Raw genomic sequence first — 15,328 nt, 5'->3', positions numbered from 1 at the left:
GCCTGTGGTGGCCATCCCCGGCCCGGCCGCGGGCGTACCGTCACGCGGGGAAAGCACGGGGACGCGCAAGCATCGTCGCCCGCGCGCGTTAGTAGTAAGCACCCCTTGCCAGGGCCGTACCCTGTCTCTCCCGGGCATCAGGAGTCCCATCGGATGAAACGATTCTTCATCGGCGCGCTGGCCTTCGTCGGCGCGCTGTCTGTCCTCTTCGTGGTGGGCCTCGTGGGCCTGATGCTGCTCGCGTCCGCGAGCAAGCCCGGGGTGCCCTCCAACCTCGTGCTCGAGCTGGACCTGGAAGACCCGCTGTCGGAGCACGGGGGAGGGGACTCGCTGGTGGGAGCCTTTGGCGAGGAACCCACCACGGTGCGTGACGTGGTGGAGGCGCTGGAGAAGGCCGGAGACGACGCGCGCGTGAAGTCCCTGCTGGTGCGCATCGGCCATCCGGGGACGCCGGCCGCCACGCAGGAGCTGCGCGACGCGGTGAAGGCCTTCCGCGCCAAGGGCAAGAAGGCAGTGGCGTACTCCGACACCTTCGGCGAGCTGGGCAACAGCACGCTGGGCTACTACCTGGCGTCCGCCTTCGACGAAATCTACATCCAGCCGTCGGGCGACGTGAACATCAACGGGCTCGCCTTCGAGCTGCCCTTCGCGCGCGAGGCCTTCACCAGGCTGGGCGTGACGCCGCGCTACTTCGCCCGCTACGAGTACAAGAACGCCATCAACTCCTACACGGAGCAGGACTTCACCGCGCCGCACCGCGAGGCCACCGAGGGCTTCACGAACAGCCTCTTCGGCCAGATTGTGCGCGGCATCGCCGAGGACCGCGGGCTGACGGAGGACGTCGTGCGCGGCCTCATCGACAAGGCGCCGCTGATGGCCCAGGAGGCGGTGGAGGCGAAGCTGGTGACGGGCCTGCGCTACCGGGACGAGGTGCTCGGCGGGCTGAAGGAGCAGGCCGGCGAGGGCGCGCGCTTTCTCTATGTGAAGAAGTACCTGGAGCGCGCCGGCAGGCCGAACGTGTCCGGGAACACCATTGCCCTGGTGTACGGCGTGGGCGAGGTGATGCGCGGGAAGAACCAGTCCAACCCGCTGTCGGGCGGACAGTCCATGGGCGCGGAGAGCGTCGCCGCGGCGCTGCGCAAGGCCACCGAGGACTCGCGCGTGAAGGCCATTGTCTTCCGCGTGGACAGCCCGGGCGGCAGCTACGTGGCCAGTGACACCGTCCGCCGCGAGGTGCAGCGCGCGAAGGAGGCGGGCAAGCCCGTCATCGTCACCATGGGCAGCTACGCCGCCAGCGGTGGCTACTTCGTCGCCATGGAGGCGGACCGCATCGTCGCGCATCCGGGCACGCTCACCGGCAGCATCGGCGTGTACGCGGGCAAGTTCGTCACGGCGGGCTTCTGGGAGAAGCTGGGGGTGAACTTCGACAGCGTGGCCGCGGGGAAGAACGCGGAGATGTTCGGCTCGGACGCGGACTACACGCCGGAGCAGCAGGCCCGCCTGGACGCGTCGCTGGACCGCATCTACGCGGACTTCACGACGCGCGCGGCGGCCAGCCGGAAGCTCCCGCTGGAGAAGCTGCAGTCGCTGGCCAAGGGCCGCGTGTGGACGGGCGAGGACGCCCTGGCGCACGGGCTGGTGGATGCGCTGGGCGGCTACCCGAAGGCGCTCGCTCTGGCGAAGGAGGCCGCGAAGCTGCCGGCCGACGCCCGCGTCAACGTGGAGGTGTACCCGCGCAAGAAGCCCGCGTCCGCGGTCCTCTCCGAGCTGCTGGGCCAGACGGGTGACAACAGCGAGGACGACGCCACCTCCATCAGCGTCCTGTCCCCCTGGACCACCCTGGTGGCGGGCGTGCGCCAGGTGTACGCCGTGGGCGCGCGCATGGGCCTCTTCGAGGGCACGCGCGGCGAGCTCTACGCCCCCATGCCCGAAGCGAGCTGGTAGCGCGTCCGCCCAGGACGCGGTCGCGTGGCACCGGGACGCTTCGGTGCCACGCCGCGCCGCTCGCAGCGTCAGGACCCTGGGCAGCTCAAAGTGGGACCGAGGGTGCCGGCGCTTCCGGCAACGGGGCCAGCGGGCGGCCGAACACGGAGTGGTAGCGCAGCTCCCTGGAGACACAGCGCTGCCGTCGCGTGTCGAAGACGAGGCACCGGTCCACCGGCCCCGCGTAGACGTGCAGTGAGACGGCGGGGCCTCCCGTCGCGGTGACGCGGTGGATGGGGGCCTCCGGGCAGCGGAAGTCGACGAAGCCCGCGCCCATGGGGCCTACCCTGACGGGAGGCCCCAGCCGGGCCGGCCCCGGCCCCAGGCCCCCCGCTTCCAGCGTGTAGTTCTCCAGCACGAAGGCCCCCGACTGGACGCTGAACCAGCACTCCTGCCCGTCATGGTCGTGGATGGGGGAGAAGGTGCCCGCGTCCCAGCAGTTCAGCAGCACCTCCAACCTGGCATCCCGGTAGATGAGGTTGCGCGTGTAGCGCCCTCGTCGGAAGTGCAGGTAGGGCTGGAGGCTGGCCGGCTCCAGCACTAGGCCCGCCAGGCCGTCTCCCACGCCCTCCAGGCCCGGCATCCCGCCCGCCTTCTCCCGAAGGAGCTCCACCCATTCGCCCAGACGCATGGCGTTCATGGAAGTGAAGCTAGGCAACGCTCCGACAGGGTGCTCTCCGGCTTGTCGGGCGGAGGATGGCTCAATGCGTCACAACGCACTTGAGGGCAGGCCGACCATCGAGTACCAGACGCCCGCCTCGGCGCGGGGACCGGAGCCCGGTCCCCGCCTTGCACGTGGCGCGGCGACGGAAGCGTCTGTCGCCCGCCGGGAAGCTCCCCGGCGAATGGACGCGTAGAAGACATTGTGACCTTCCCGGACTCGGGCTGCCCCAGGGGGCTGGCGGCCAGGGCGGAAGGCGTGAGGGGGACGAGATGAAGAAGCGACTGGGTGACATCCTGCTGGAGCGGGGTGTGGTGGACGCGTTGCAGCTCCACTCGGCGCTGGCGTACCAGCGCAAGTGGGGCGTGCCTTTGGGGCAGGTGGTGGTGGACCAGCGCTTCAGCACCGCGCAGCAGGTGTTGGAGGCCCTGGCCTTCCAGGCGGGAATGCAGACGGTGGACCTGGACGTCCAGCCGCCGGACGCGAGCCTGACCTGGCTGATTCCGGAGCGCGTGGCGGAGGCACACCGGGTGGTGCCGCTGAAGCTGGAAGGGCAGGGTGGCCGGGACTCGGTGTTGGTGGTGGCCATCGCCGCCCCCGCCAGTCTGGCGTCCCTGGACGCGGTGAAGAGCGTGTCCGGCAAGCGCCGCGTGGTGGCCAAGCTGGCGTCGGATGCGTCCATCCGCCGGGCCATTGGACAGCTCTACCGGGGTGAGACCGGTGAGGCGGTACCCCGGCGTCCCGGCATGGAGAGCTTCTCGCTGCCGGAGGCGGACGAGAGCATGCCCATGGTGCTCGGCGGCAGCATGGCGGAGCTGACCAACATGGAGGCTCCTGGCGGTGAGGATGGGCTGCCGCTGCTGGGCTCGCTGGAGGAGGTGGTCGTCCAGGCGCAGGCGGTGCCCGCGGAGATGAGGCGGCTGGTGCAGGCCATCCGCGCCATGCCCGAGCCGCTCGCCGCTGTCGCGCAGCCGCTGCCCCTGGAGGCAGGGCGCTCCGAACAGGCCGCGACGCCTGCCACGACGGAGGGCTTGCACCTGACGCAGGTCTCGCGGCCTGGGTCCACGAAGGCGCCGTTCACTGCGCGCGCCATGCAGCGCACGGCCGGAACGCGGAACCACGTCCTCCCGGCGTTGCCCGTGCTCACGGCCGCGCAGCCGGAGCCCATGGCTCAGGTCCTGGTGTACGGCTGGGGTGAGGAGGCCACCACCGGGCTGGTGCGCGTGACGTCCGAGGCGGGCCTGCGGGTTCGGGTCGCTAGCACGGAGGAGCTGCTCGCGGCGAACGCGGCCCAGGTCGTGGTAGCGCCGCTGCCAGCGATGGAGGCGCTGCCGCGTCAGATCCACGCGCAGGTGCTGGTCGCCGGCAAGATGCCGGAACAGGACCTGCCTCGCGCCCAGGCGGTGGGGGCCCGCGGCTTCCTCGCCGCTCCGGTGGATCCGGATCTCCTCCTGCGCGCGGTGCGGCGGCTGGCGCGCCCCGCTGGTGACGCGGACCTCAAGCGCGCCAGCTGAAGGTCCGGAAGAACCACGACAGCAGCAAGTCGAAGCGCTGCGCCGAGGTAGCGGCGCTCCTCTGCTCGCTCATCGAGACGGCACGCCTGCGCGGTGAAAGGCCGGGCCACGACATTCAGCCGCTTGACACGTAAGCATCTTCTTACGCATTATCGGTGCACGATGATGCACACCGAGCCAGGGGTGTTCGGAGCGATCAGCCATCCGGCGCGGCGCCGCATGCTCGACCTGCTGGTCGACGGCGACCGCCCGGTGAATTCAATCGCCGAGAACTTCGAGATGAGCCGCCCGGCGGTGTCACAGCACCTGCGCGTGCTGCTCGATGCGGGCCTCGTCACCGAGCAACGGCACGGCAGGGAACGGCGGTACCGCCTCGTGCCGGAGCGACTGGAGCCGGTGCGCGACTGGATCGCTCACTACGAGCGGTTCTGGGACGACAACTTCGCCCGCCTGCGGCGGCACCTTGAGAAAGGCGACAAGCAGCAATGACGACAAAGACAATCCGACGGGAGCTGAAGTTCACCCAGTCGCCCGCCGTCGTGTGGCGCGCGCTCGCGAACAGCGAGGCGCTCGCTGACTGGATGTACCCGAACGACTTCGAGCCGCGCGTCGGGCATCGCTTCACCTTCCGCGTGCCTCCGGACCCTCGCGCCAAGTTCGATGGACTCATCGTGCACTGCGAAGTGCTCCGGTGCGCGCCTCCGTCCGAGCTCGAGTTCACGTGGGTCGTTGGCGAGGGCTGGCTGGATACCCGCGTCCGCTACCGGCTCGAAGCCGATGGCGATGGGACGCGCGTCCTCTTCGAGCACTCCGGCTTCAAGGAGGACCAGGCGTTCCACGGCGCCGAGTACGGCTGGAAGATGATGCACGGAAAGCTCACCAAGGCACTCGAGAAGGCATCCGACAACCCGGCCCTCAAGGCCTGAACACCGAGCCCCCACCCATGAACATCTTCTTCTGGATTCTTCAGGCCGTCCTCGCGCTGCTGTTTCTCGCAGGCGGGTCGTACAAGGCATTCTCTTTCCAGCAGCTCGCGAGCCAGTTCAGCGAGGTCCCCCTCGGAGCATGGCGGGCGCTCGGCTTCCTTGAGATGGCCGGTGGCGTGCTGCTCATCATCCCGGCGGCGTTCAAGTGGATGCCCAGCCTCACCGCGCACGCGGCCGCGGTGCTCACGTTCGAGACGTTCGCGCTCGCCGTGCTGTACGCGCGTCATTCGACGAAGCTGTCGCCCGAGAACCCGATGCTCTGGTCGCTCGTGACGGGCGTGCTGCTCGCCTTCGTCACGTACGGCCGCTACGTCCTCAAGCCGGTGGTGGCAGCCGCCGCGTGACGCGATGACGGACGATGCCCGCGACATCGCCCGTGCACTCGGCGCGGGCGCCACCGCGCATCACGGAACAGCCACCAGCAGCGAGGGCTTCTCGGCGCCCTCGGGCAGCCACAGCGAGCCCAGCTCCAGCGTCGAGGACGGGAAGGGGTCGGCCCGCACCAGCGCGTCATCCTCGTAGCTCCCCGTCAGGAGCCAGCCCCGCTTGACGCGCTGGTACACCTCCAGCGTGCGCGCGGCGGGGTCCACCAGCCACACGTGTGACACGCCCGCGCGCGCGTAGAGCGGCAGCTTGCGCGCGCGGTCCAACGCGGCGGTGGAGGGCGTCAGCACCTCGCAGACCCAGTCCGGCACCAGCGTGAGGAAGGGGACGTCCGGCTCGAAGGGGACGTCCACGCGCTCACGGCGCCAGCCGGCCATGTCCGGCACGAGCATGTCGTGACCGAGGTGCAGCTCGGGCGCGCGCAAGAAGCACCAGCGGCCACTGCCGCCACGGCGCTTGTCGAGCTGCTCACCCAGCTCCACGCCCAACATGAAGGCCGCGCGTGTCTGCGCGGCCGTGGGACGAGGCGAGGCGACCAGCTCCTCGTCCAGAATCTCCCCCACCCAGCCCGAGGGCAGGGCCGAGAGCATCGAATGGTTCGCCAGGGGGATGATGCCTTCAATCACAGCGCCTCCGAGAATCACCGGTTGAGGCGGGCATTCTATGGAGCCGTCTGACACGTCCTCCGCTCGGCGGAAGGCGTCATTTCCCGATGCAGAAGCGCTGGAAGATTGCGTCCAGCAGGGCCTCCGAAACGACGGTACCGGACACTTCGCCGAGCGCCTCCAGCGCGAGCCCCACTTCACCGGAGACGACTTCCAGGGTGGACACGCGCGAGGCACTCTCCGCGCGGCCCAGCGCCTCGGACGCGCGACGCAAGGCATCGGCGTGACGCTCGGAAACCAGGGCCACCGCCGACGGCGTGCCACCACCCCACAGCCGCCCGAGCATGTCGTCGCGAAGCGCGTCCACACCTTCACCCGTGAGGCCACTCACCCGCTGGCGCGGCGAGCTGGATACCTCGGCCACATCACACTTCCCGTCCACCACCAGCACGCGCGTGCCACCCGCGTCACGCGTCCACGCCTCCACCTCCGCCTGTGTGACACCCGGCGGAAGCACGAGCACCGCCAGGTCCACGCCCGCGAGCAACTCCCGCGTTCGCGCGATGCCCAGCGCCTCGACACGTCCCGGCGTCTCCCGAAGCCCCGCGGTGTCGAAGAGCGTCACCGCCAGCCCGTCCCACTCAACCCGGGCCTCCAAGGCATCCCGCGTGGTGCCGGGCTCGTCATCCACCAGCGCGCGGGCCTCGCCCACCAGCCGGTTGAACAGCGTGGACTTGCCCGCGTTGACGGGACCGAACAGCGCCACGCGAGCGCCCCTGCGCACCAGCCGGCCCCGGCCCGCCTCGGCCAGTAGCGCCTCCGCCTGGGCACGCAGCGCGGTGACACGGCCGCCCACGTCCTCGTCCGCGCCTTCCGCCTCGTCAGGGAAGCTGAGCACGCCCTCCATGTCCGCATGCAGCGCGCGCAGCGGCTCCTCCAGCGCCTGCACGCGCGCGGCGAGCGCGCCGGAGAGCCCCGCCGCCGCGGCACGCACCGCGGCCTCCGAGTCCGCTGCCACCAGGTCCGCCACCGCCTCCGCGCGCGTCAGGTCCAACCGCCCGTTGAGGAAGGCCCGGCGGGTGAACTCACCGGGCGCGGCGGGGCGCACGCGCGCGTCCTCCAGCGCCCGCGTCAGGAGCAACCGCAGCAGCCGCGGACTCCCGTGGGCCTGAAGCTCCACCACGTCCTCGCCCGTGAAGGACTGAGGCCCGCGGAAGTAGAGGAACAGGCCCTCATCGAGCGAGCGGCCCTCCGCATCCACGAAGGACGCGAGGTACGCATGGCGCGGCGTGGGCTGCGCGGGCACCCCCGGGGCCAGCAGCCGGCCCACATCCAGGGCCTCGGGGCCCGACAGCCGGAGGATGCCCACGGCGCCCGCGGCAGGTGCGGTCGCCAGGGCCGCGATGGTCATGGAAGAAGACGTCATACGCGGCCGCTGGAGCGCATCCAGCCTGAACGGCGCGGGCCCCGGCTGATTCAGCGGGTCCCAATGGGAGGCGTGGAGCCGCGAGCGGCCTTCTCCACGGCCTCGCGGTTCTCCTCGATGTACCGCTCCACCGCCTCGTCCTCGAGCTCCAGGTCCCGTAGGACGCCCGGGTAGACGAAGCGGAACGCGGGGGACTCCTCATCCCCGCGAAGGCGGAAGCTCATCTTGAGCACCGCCGCGCCGTACAGCTTGTCCTTGAGAGCTTTCGCCTTGCCCATCCCTCGTCTCGCTTCGGGAGCCCCGGCGCGCGCGGCGCGCCCAGCGGCTCACGCGTCGAAGTCGTCCTCGTCGTCGTCCGGCAGCATGCTCCGCTTGGGAAGCGGGGCGGGCTTGTCCGGAGTGAACACCACGCGGCGGTTTCGGCCTTCGCCCTCCGCCGACACCTTCACGCCACCCACTCCTTCTACTGACGTGAGGACGCGCGCGCGGTCTTCAAGCTTCATGGCGGCAATCGCGTAGAAGCGGCCCAGGCTGCCCGACTTCTCCGCGAGCTGTCTGACGGCCGCCTTCAGCGCGGCATCCTCTTCCACCGTCACCGAGCGCTCATCCCCCTCGCCCTTGCTGGCGGGAGCCGCCTTGGCGGCGGGCGCCTGCGCACCCCGCTGGCCTCCCTTCGCCGGAGCAGGCGCTGGCGCCTGGGCCGCCGCGGCACGGGGCGCGGCGGGGGCAGGGGCGGCCGGCGCCGCGGCTTGCGCCGCCGCGGCCTGGGGCTCACGGCGCGGCCGGGGCTCCGGGTGCACACCCGCACCCAGCATCACCCAGCGCCGGTCGGCGCCAGGGCGATGCAGCATCTTGTTCAACAGGAACTGGAGCGAGTCCACCACCTGACTGCGCCGTCCCACCTCCACGCCGGGAGGCGGTGCGGGCTCGAAGTGGAGCGCCACCGACAGGCTGCCGTCGGCGGCGTCCTTCATGTCCAGCCGCGCCGGGAAGCCCATCAGCCCGAGGATGTCCCCGAGGAGCTTCTCCACACGGCCCCGGAACTCTCCGGACGAATCGCCGGAGGCCGGGGTGGACGGCGTCTGCTGGGGAACCTGCTCGCTCACTTGCGTCTGCCTCCCGCACCGGCCACCGCCGGCGTCCCACCGCCCGTCTGGGGCTTGTTCCGGTCCAGCCACTTCCGCAGGCCGTACTGCTGCGCGATGGAGAGGATGTTGTTCGTGAAGATGTAGAGCGACAGGCCGGCCGGGTACTGGAGCAGCGTCAGCGTGAAGATGATGGGCAGGAACCAGGTCATGATCTTCGCCTGGGTCGCATCCATCATCTGCGGCTGCATCTTCTGGGTGATGACCATGGACACGCCCAGCGCCAGCGGCAACAGGTACGTGGGGTCCTTGTAGGTCAGGTCACGCCAGATGGGCCCGATGAAGGGCTCGCCGTAGATGTCGAAGCTGTTGCGCAGCGCGGTGAACAGGGCAATCCACACCGGCATCTGGATGAGGAGGGGGAGACACCCGCCCAGCGGGTTCACCTTGGCCTCCTGGTACAGCTTCATGATTTCGAGGTTCTGCTGCTCGCGGTTGTCCGCGTGCTTCTTGCGGATCTCCTCCATGCGCGGCTGGAGCTTCTTCACCTCTTCCATGCTGACCATGGAGCGGTAGGTGAGGGGCAGCAGGACGAGCTTCACCACCACCGTGAGCAGGATGATGGCCACGCCCCAGTTGCCGGTGACGCCGTAGAAGAACTTCATGACCCACAGCAGGACCTTGCAGATGACGGCCCAGATGCCGAAGTCCACCGTCTCCGCCAGCGGCGGGTGGAACGTCGCGTCCGTCAGGCCGGTGGACGCGCGCAGCGAGGCGCCGGGCACCTGGGCCAGCAGGTCCGTATCCTTGGGGCCGAAGTAGCCGCCGAAGCGCAGCGTCACCGTCTCGCCCGGGGCGGCCGTAATCGGGAAGGACGCCGTCACCTTGCGCAGGGTGGGCGTGGCCTCGAAGGCGCACGAGCCAGCGCGCGGCCCCTCCAGCGGGTAGAGCGCGGACAGGAAGTACTGCTGGTCGATGCCGAAGAACTGAATCTGGCCGCGGGTCTCCTCAGCGTCCGGGTGGTCGTCGCCCGGGCTCATCTTCTGGAGCTCATCACCCACCCAGCAGGCGGAGCGGCTCAGGTTGCCCACGCCACCGAAGAAGGACGGCGCGTGCTCGAAGTTGGGGTCGATGGCGCGGTTGTGGTGCACCTGCAGCTCGCCGCTCTGCGGCTGGCCGGAGGTGTTGCGCACCTGGAGCGTGTAGCTCAGCTCGAAGCCGTCCATCGGCCACTTGACCGTCTTCACGACCTCCCACGGGCCGCGGCGGCCGGTGAAGGTGACGCCGTCCGCGTTGCCGGGGGCGCCTTCATCCAGGGTGTAGTTCAGGTCCGCGGGCAGCGGGTTGGCGCCGGTGATGGACACGGCCAGCGGCAGCGGCTGGCCCGGGGTGGGGCGCGCCAGGTCCATCTGCGGCGCGGGGGGAATCTCCTTGCCGAACAGCTTCTGGAAGCCCTGGGTGACGGTGAGCTCCTGCTGCTCCCGCATCTTCGGGCCCTTGAGCACGGCGGCGGTGAGGCCGGCGCCCTCGGAGGAGAAGGCGTAGGTGGCCTCGTCGCGCTGCAGCTCCACCTTGCGCACCGGAGGCGGCGGGGCCTCCGCGGTGGCGCCCGTCCCGGTGCCGCCTTCGGGAGGCTGGACGGCCGGGGGGGTGCCGGCATCGGCGGGCGCCGTGGCCACCACGCCCGCGTCGGGGATTTCCGAGCCGGGCGGAGGCGGAGTGGGCGCGAAGAAGAAGGTGTAGACGGCAGTGGCCGCGAACGAGAGGGCCAGGGCCGCCAGCAGTCGCTTCTGCGAATCGTTCGACTGGGGCGAGAGCGGATCGTTCATAGACTCCCCCCTCCACGAGGGAGAGGGCGGCAATGGGTGGAACCCCTCGTCACGGCACCGGGTCGATACCGCCGGGGTGGAAGGGCTGGCAGCGCACGAGCCGCCAGAGAGTGAGCCACGACCCCTTGAGGCCGCCGTGCTTCTCCAGCGCCTCCATGGCGTACGTGGAGCAGGAGGGATGGAACCGGCACACCTTGGGGAGCAGCGGTCCGAGGAACTTCCGGTAGAAGCGGATGGGCAGCGAGATGACGAAGGCCAGGGGGCTCATCTGGGCGGCTCCTTCGGCTTCGTCTCCACAGCGCGGGGCAGTCGCTGCAGCTTACGGGTGACACCGTCAAAGGCACGCGACAACGCCGGAAAGGAAGCATCCTTCGCGGAGGAGCGTGCCACCAGGACGACGTCCAGGCCTGACGGCCATTGCATGCGGCGCTTCCGAAAAAGCTCCCGCAAGACGCGCCTCAAGCGCGCTCGGACGACGGCGTTGCCCACCTTGCTCGACACGGTCAGGCCAACACGTGAGTACGGTCGGCCATTGCGCTTCACGAGGGCCAGGAGGCAGTCCGAAGGGACTTTGTGCCCGCCTTCCTGGACCTCGAGGAACTCGCGCCGTTGAAGCAGGCGCAGGGCCTTGGGGAAGCGCTGGTCTGCCGGGCGGGACTGGCCCGGCGTCGCACCCTCGGCCCTCACACGCGAACTCGCTTACTTCTTGGGAGCGGACACGACGAGCCGCTTGCGACCCTTCGCACGACGGCGCTTGAGGACATCCCGGCCGCCCTTCGTGGCGTTCCGCTTGCGGAACCCGTGGGCGCGATTGCGGCGGACCTTCGACGGCTGGTACGTGCGCTTGGACACGGCTCTTACTCCTTGGTGATGACGGCGGCGCCTCCTACCGCTCCGGCGCGACCTGAACTAGGGAAAGGGGCGGGTCCGTACCCCCATTTCCAGGGTAAGTCAACGTTGGATCACCTTCGCCCACTCTGGAAACCCCATTGGCCCGGCGGAAAGCCCGGAGCCAGGTGGGACAGTGAAGGTCTGGGTGATACAGGAAGCAGGATGCTCCCCGCCCAACGCACGGCGGGGGCACTTTAATCGCGGACAGCGAATGCGTCTGGTTTCCGAGCGCTTTTTCCTGGCCGGCCAAGCGAGCTCACGATGTCGCGGGTGGGTCTGGTGGTGGTGGGCTCCCTGACGCGAGCCTCCCGGTTGTCGAACGCGTGGCGCCTGCTGCCCATGGCCACACCTCGCCTGCCCCCCGCGCAAAAGCCGGACGTTTTGCGGGACGGACTGTCAGTCAAAGAGGATTGATCCATCCCCCAGTGCTTGGGGTGGGGGCCAGGAGGATCCACAACCGTCCTGGGTTGGCACGCTCCTGGTGGATCCGCTCCGTCCGGAAAACCCCTCGTGGCCACGGCGGTTTTGGCCGGTTGCTTGATCCACCTGGAACCGTCTGTTAGCACCGCCGAACGCCCGTCGTTCCCCTGCTTTTGCACGTTTGAGACACGCGTGAACGCCCTCGCCCAAGCCGCTACCCCCCTCCCAAGTGCTGGAATTCTCTGGGCTCGGATGCTGGATGCCATCCGCCAGGAGAAGTTCGACTATGCGCTGAGATGGCTGGAGCGGATGCGCCCGCTGGAGGTGCGTGATGGCGCCCTGGTGATGGGCGTTCCCGACCGCTTCTTCCGCGACTGGGTGGATGACCACTACCGTCCCCTGCTGGATGCGCAGCTCGGGCGGATGGGGGAGGGCCTGACCTCCATCGCCTATGAAGTGGTGGAGGGTCTGGAGCCGGACCCGCATTTCCCACCCATACCGTCAGTCAAGGCGAGCGCCACGCGCCCGGGCCGGCTGAACGCGCGCTTCACCTTCGACACCTTCGTGGTGGCGGACAGCAACCAGCTCCCGGCCGCCGCGGCGCAGGCCGTGGCCGACAAGCCGGGCCACCACTACAACCCGCTCTACATCTACGGCGGCACGGGCCTGGGCAAGACGCACCTGCTCCAGGCCGTGGGCAACCTCATCTGGGAGCGGGATCCGTCCCAGCGCGTGGTGTTCCTCTCCAGCGAGCAGTTCACCAACGAGTACGTGGAGAGCGTCCGCGAGCACCGCATGGGGGACTTCCGCCGGAAGTTCCGGGAGGAGTGCGACGTGCTCCTCCTCGACGACATCCAGTTCCTCGGCAAGCGTGAGGAGACGCAGAAGGAGTTCTTCTACACCTTCAACACGCTCTACGAGATGAACAAGGCCATCGTCCTCACCAGCGACACCGTGCCCGCGGAGATTCCGGGCCTGGAGGACCGGCTGCGCAGCCGCTTCGCCATGGGGCTGATGACGGACATCCGCGAGCCCACCTACGAGACGCGGGTGGCCATCCTCCAGAAGAAGGCCGTGGCCGAAGGTCTGGACCTGCCGGACTCGGTGGCGCACTTCATCGCCAAGCACATCCAGAAGAACGTGCGCGAGCTGGAAGGCGCGCTGGTGAAGCTGTCCGCGGTGCACAGCCTGACGCGCCAGCCGGTGACGGAGGACTTCGCGTCCCAGGTGCTGCGCGACATCCTCCCCGCCCACAGCGCGGTGGACGTGGAGGCCATCCAGCGCGAGGTGGCCCGCTTCTACAAGGTCACGGTGGAGTCGCTGAAGGAAGACCGCCGGCACAAGGCCCTGGCCCATGCGCGCCAGGTGGCCATGTACCTCAGCCGCAAGCTGACGAAGAGCTCCTTCCCGGAAATCGCCGCGCGCTTCAGCAAGGACCACTCCACCGTCATCTCCGCGGTGCGCAAGGTGGAGGGCCTCCGCGTGACGGATGCCACCGTGCAGCGTGAGTTGGCGGAGCTGGAATTGAAGCTCGGCAATCCCTGAAACAGCCGTACCTTTGTTTCATGCCGGACGACACGCGCCCGCGTGAAACGGGCCGTGTCCGGCTGACGCGCAACCAGGATTGACGCTCGGGCGCGTATGCGGGGGCGTGAGCCCGCGCCTGAAGAGCCTGGTCCTGCTGCTCGCCGTGCTCACGGCAGCCGCGCTGTGGCGTGCGGGCCAGGAGACACAGACGCCGGCTTCTCCTGAGACACCGCCGGCTGTCTCACAGTCCTCGAATGATGAGGCCCCCACACCGGAGCCCGAAGAAATCCTTCCGGGCGTGAAGGGGCGGGAGCGGGTGCTCGTCGTGGGCCACCGGCTTCGTTACACGTTCGACCTGGACCTCCGGACCCACACGGAGCTTTCGGCTGGCGCGCGGGAGTCCCTGCACACCGGATGGAGCGGCCTGTTCGAGCTCACCTACCTGGGCGCGGAGGGAGAACAGCACCTGTTCTCCGGCCACCTCGTGCCCACGCGAGTGGCCGTGGCACCCGGTGAGACGCTGGCGCCCGGTGACGCAGCGCTGCAGGCGCTCCGGGGCATGTTCGAGCGGCCGGTGTACGTGGGCCAGGACGTGCGGGGCCGGGTGATGGCCGTGCACTTCGATGCGGCGCAGGACGCGGCGGCGCGGCGGCTCGTGCGCCTGCTGCTCGCGTCGACGCAGTTCGTGGCGGAGGACGGCCCCCGCTGGAGCACCGAGGAGCCGGACTCGCGCGGTGACCTCGAAGCCGTGTACCGCGCGGGTGGCAGCGCGAACACCTACGTGAAGACGAAGCGGCGCTACCTGCGCGCGGGCTCGGCGGTGCTCCCACGGCTGCAAGGGCACCTGGACTTCACCCTGTTCGCGGATGGGCACGTGAAGGAGGCCACGGGCTCGGAGGTGGTGGAGCTGGGCGGAGCCGGCACGGGGCTCCCACGCATCCGAGAGGAGACGCGGGTCGCGTTGATCCACGTGGGCGTGGACTACCTGCTTTCGTCACTGAGGCCGTTTGACGCCGTGCGGGCGACGTTGCGGTCGGAGCGGCTCACGGATTCGACAGGCATGGAGGGGGCTTCGCTGGAGGCGTGGGACAGGCAGCTCGTGAAGGGGGCGAAGCTGGATGAATTGCTGCGGTCGCTGGCGAAGCGCGAGGACCTGGACACGGCGCGGCTGCGACTGGCGGCCTTGTTCCGACAGAATCTGGCGGAAGTGGACCGGGCCGTGGCGCTGATTCGTCAGGGCTCCGTGAACGCGGTGCGCTCCGAGCAGATGCTGGAGGCGCTGGCCAGCGCGGGGACGCCCGAGGCGCAGCGGGCGCTGATGTCCATGCTGGAGGGGGAACGGGTCCGGCCGAAGACCCGGGCCCACGCGGCACGGGCCGTGGGACGGATGGAACGGCCTTCGCCGCTGCTCGGTGATGCGCTGGAGCGCGTGGTGGATGGGACGCGGGACGCGGGGGTGAGGAACGCGGCGGCGCTGTCGATGGGGACGCTGTCGAAGGCGTTGGAGGTGGCGGAGCCGGGCCGGAGCCAGGCGCTGGTGGAGGGACTCATGAGGCGCTGCCGCACGGGTACCTTGGAGCCCGAGGTCTGTCTGGATGCCCTGGCCCGGGCTGGGGCTCCGGTGGGATTGGCCTACGTGAAGTCGGCGCTGGTGCATCCGGAGGCGGCTGTGCGGGGTGCGGCGACGGAGGCACTGAGTGCCATCCCTGGCGCGGCGGTGGATGCCCTGCTGGACCAGGTGATGCTCGACGACCCGAGCCCGCGGGTTCGTGCGCTCGCGGTGAAGGCTGTCTCTCAGCGGGTCGTCAGCGTCCACATGGAAGCGCTGGCCCGGGTGCTGCGCGCCGAGCGAAGTGAGCGCGTCCGCATCGAAGTGGTGCGGCTGCTGGGCCAGTTGCAAGCCGTGGAAGCTCCCGCTGCGGCCCTGCTTCGCGATGTGGCCACGAACGATGGGTCCTCGAACGTGCGGGCGCTGGCGACGTCGCTGCTCGGTGAGTAGGACGGGGTGCCGGGCGGA

The 15,328-nt window shown here is 69.7% G+C and carries 16 protein-coding genes; 7 read left to right on the top strand and 9 right to left on the bottom strand.

The window, feature by feature from the left end; translation table 11 throughout:
- Positions 1 to 153 precede the first annotated feature (153 nt).
- A complete protein-coding gene (sppA, locus tag BLU09_RS20085; protein ID WP_244171879.1) occupies positions 154 to 1,944 on the top strand; it encodes a signal peptide peptidase SppA in 1,791 nt (596 codons plus the stop codon).
- Between the two features lie 85 nt (positions 1,945 to 2,029).
- On the opposite strand, the gene BLU09_RS20080 is transcribed toward sppA, so the two are convergent.
- Positions 2,030 to 2,623, bottom strand: a complete 594-nt coding sequence (locus tag BLU09_RS20080; RefSeq protein WP_090491160.1) for a cysteine dioxygenase — start codon at positions 2,621 to 2,623, stop codon at positions 2,030 to 2,032.
- A 293-nt stretch (positions 2,624 to 2,916) separates the two neighbouring features.
- Between BLU09_RS20080 and BLU09_RS20075 the strand changes: the two genes are divergently transcribed.
- The 4 genes from BLU09_RS20075 (at position 2,917) to BLU09_RS20060 (ending at position 5,488) form a co-directional block, all read left to right on the top strand.
- Positions 2,917 to 4,158, top strand: coding sequence for a GspE/PulE/PilB domain-containing protein (locus tag BLU09_RS20075; protein ID WP_090491159.1), 1,242 nt, complete (start codon positions 2,917 to 2,919; stop codon positions 4,156 to 4,158).
- A 162-nt stretch (positions 4,159 to 4,320) separates the two neighbouring features.
- The gene (locus BLU09_RS20070) at positions 4,321 to 4,647 is read left to right on the top strand and encodes an ArsR/SmtB family transcription factor (RefSeq protein ID WP_011557403.1); all 327 of its coding nucleotides are present in this window, start codon (positions 4,321 to 4,323) and stop codon (positions 4,645 to 4,647) included.
- Entirely contained in the window at positions 4,644 to 5,084 is a 441-nt protein-coding gene (locus BLU09_RS20065) for an SRPBCC family protein (protein ID WP_090491158.1), read from the top strand. The genes BLU09_RS20070 and BLU09_RS20065 overlap by 4 nt, the downstream gene beginning before the upstream one ends.
- A gap of 17 nt (positions 5,085 to 5,101) precedes the next feature.
- Positions 5,102 to 5,488 carry a DoxX family protein gene (locus tag BLU09_RS20060; RefSeq protein ID WP_090491157.1) on the top strand — a complete coding sequence of 129 codons (387 nt, stop codon included), beginning with the start codon at positions 5,102 to 5,104 and terminating at the stop codon, positions 5,486 to 5,488.
- Positions 5,489 to 5,548: 60 nt separating this feature from the next.
- Here BLU09_RS20060 and BLU09_RS20055 read toward each other — a convergent pair whose 3' ends face one another.
- The 8 genes from BLU09_RS20055 to rpmH are packed head-to-tail and all read right to left on the bottom strand — an operon-like array spanning position 5,549 to position 11,325.
- Complete coding sequence (locus BLU09_RS20055) at positions 5,549 to 6,208, bottom strand: Uma2 family endonuclease (RefSeq protein WP_011557407.1); 660 nt, start codon at positions 6,206 to 6,208, stop codon at positions 5,549 to 5,551.
- A gap of 22 nt (positions 6,209 to 6,230) precedes the next feature.
- A complete protein-coding gene (gene mnmE, locus BLU09_RS20050) occupies positions 6,231 to 7,559 on the bottom strand; it encodes a tRNA uridine-5-carboxymethylaminomethyl(34) synthesis GTPase MnmE (RefSeq protein WP_090491156.1) in 1,329 nt (442 codons plus the stop codon).
- Between the two features lie 50 nt (positions 7,560 to 7,609).
- A complete protein-coding gene (locus BLU09_RS20045; RefSeq protein WP_011557409.1) occupies positions 7,610 to 7,837 on the bottom strand; it encodes a hypothetical protein in 228 nt (75 codons plus the stop codon).
- 48 nt (positions 7,838 to 7,885) lie between these two features.
- Complete coding sequence (locus tag BLU09_RS20040; RefSeq protein ID WP_090491155.1) at positions 7,886 to 8,665, bottom strand: KH domain-containing protein; 780 nt, start codon at positions 8,663 to 8,665, stop codon at positions 7,886 to 7,888.
- Complete coding sequence (gene yidC / locus BLU09_RS20035) at positions 8,662 to 10,473, bottom strand: membrane protein insertase YidC (RefSeq protein WP_090491154.1); 1,812 nt, start codon at positions 10,471 to 10,473, stop codon at positions 8,662 to 8,664. The genes BLU09_RS20040 and yidC overlap by 4 nt, the downstream gene beginning before the upstream one ends.
- A 49-nt stretch (positions 10,474 to 10,522) precedes the next feature.
- The gene (gene yidD / locus BLU09_RS20030; protein WP_011557412.1) at positions 10,523 to 10,741 is read right to left on the bottom strand and encodes a membrane protein insertion efficiency factor YidD; all 219 of its coding nucleotides are present in this window, start codon (positions 10,739 to 10,741) and stop codon (positions 10,523 to 10,525) included.
- A complete protein-coding gene (gene rnpA / locus BLU09_RS20025) occupies positions 10,738 to 11,160 on the bottom strand; it encodes a ribonuclease P protein component (protein ID WP_090491153.1) in 423 nt (140 codons plus the stop codon). Before rnpA ends, yidD begins: the two co-directional genes overlap by 4 nt.
- Positions 11,161 to 11,172: 12 nt before the next feature.
- Complete coding sequence (gene rpmH / locus BLU09_RS20020) at positions 11,173 to 11,325, bottom strand: 50S ribosomal protein L34 (RefSeq protein ID WP_002637840.1); 153 nt, start codon at positions 11,323 to 11,325, stop codon at positions 11,173 to 11,175.
- A 651-nt stretch (positions 11,326 to 11,976) separates the two neighbouring features.
- Here rpmH and dnaA point away from each other — a divergent pair.
- Both dnaA and BLU09_RS20010 read left to right on the top strand, forming a co-directional pair.
- Positions 11,977 to 13,329 (top strand): chromosomal replication initiator protein DnaA, encoded by a 1,353-nt coding sequence (dnaA, locus tag BLU09_RS20015; protein ID WP_090491152.1) that lies wholly within the window; start codon positions 11,977 to 11,979, stop codon positions 13,327 to 13,329.
- A gap of 106 nt (positions 13,330 to 13,435) precedes the next feature.
- Positions 13,436 to 15,310, top strand: coding sequence for a HEAT repeat domain-containing protein (locus BLU09_RS20010; protein WP_244171878.1), 1,875 nt, complete (start codon positions 13,436 to 13,438; stop codon positions 15,308 to 15,310).
- The last annotated feature ends 18 nt before the right edge of the window (positions 15,311 to 15,328 follow it).

Origin of the sequence: Myxococcus virescens (assembly GCF_900101905.1) — a bacterium.
Lineage (GTDB): Bacteria > Myxococcota > Myxococcia > Myxococcales > Myxococcaceae > Myxococcus > Myxococcus virescens.
This window is presented reverse-complemented; position numbering and strand designations above follow the sequence as displayed.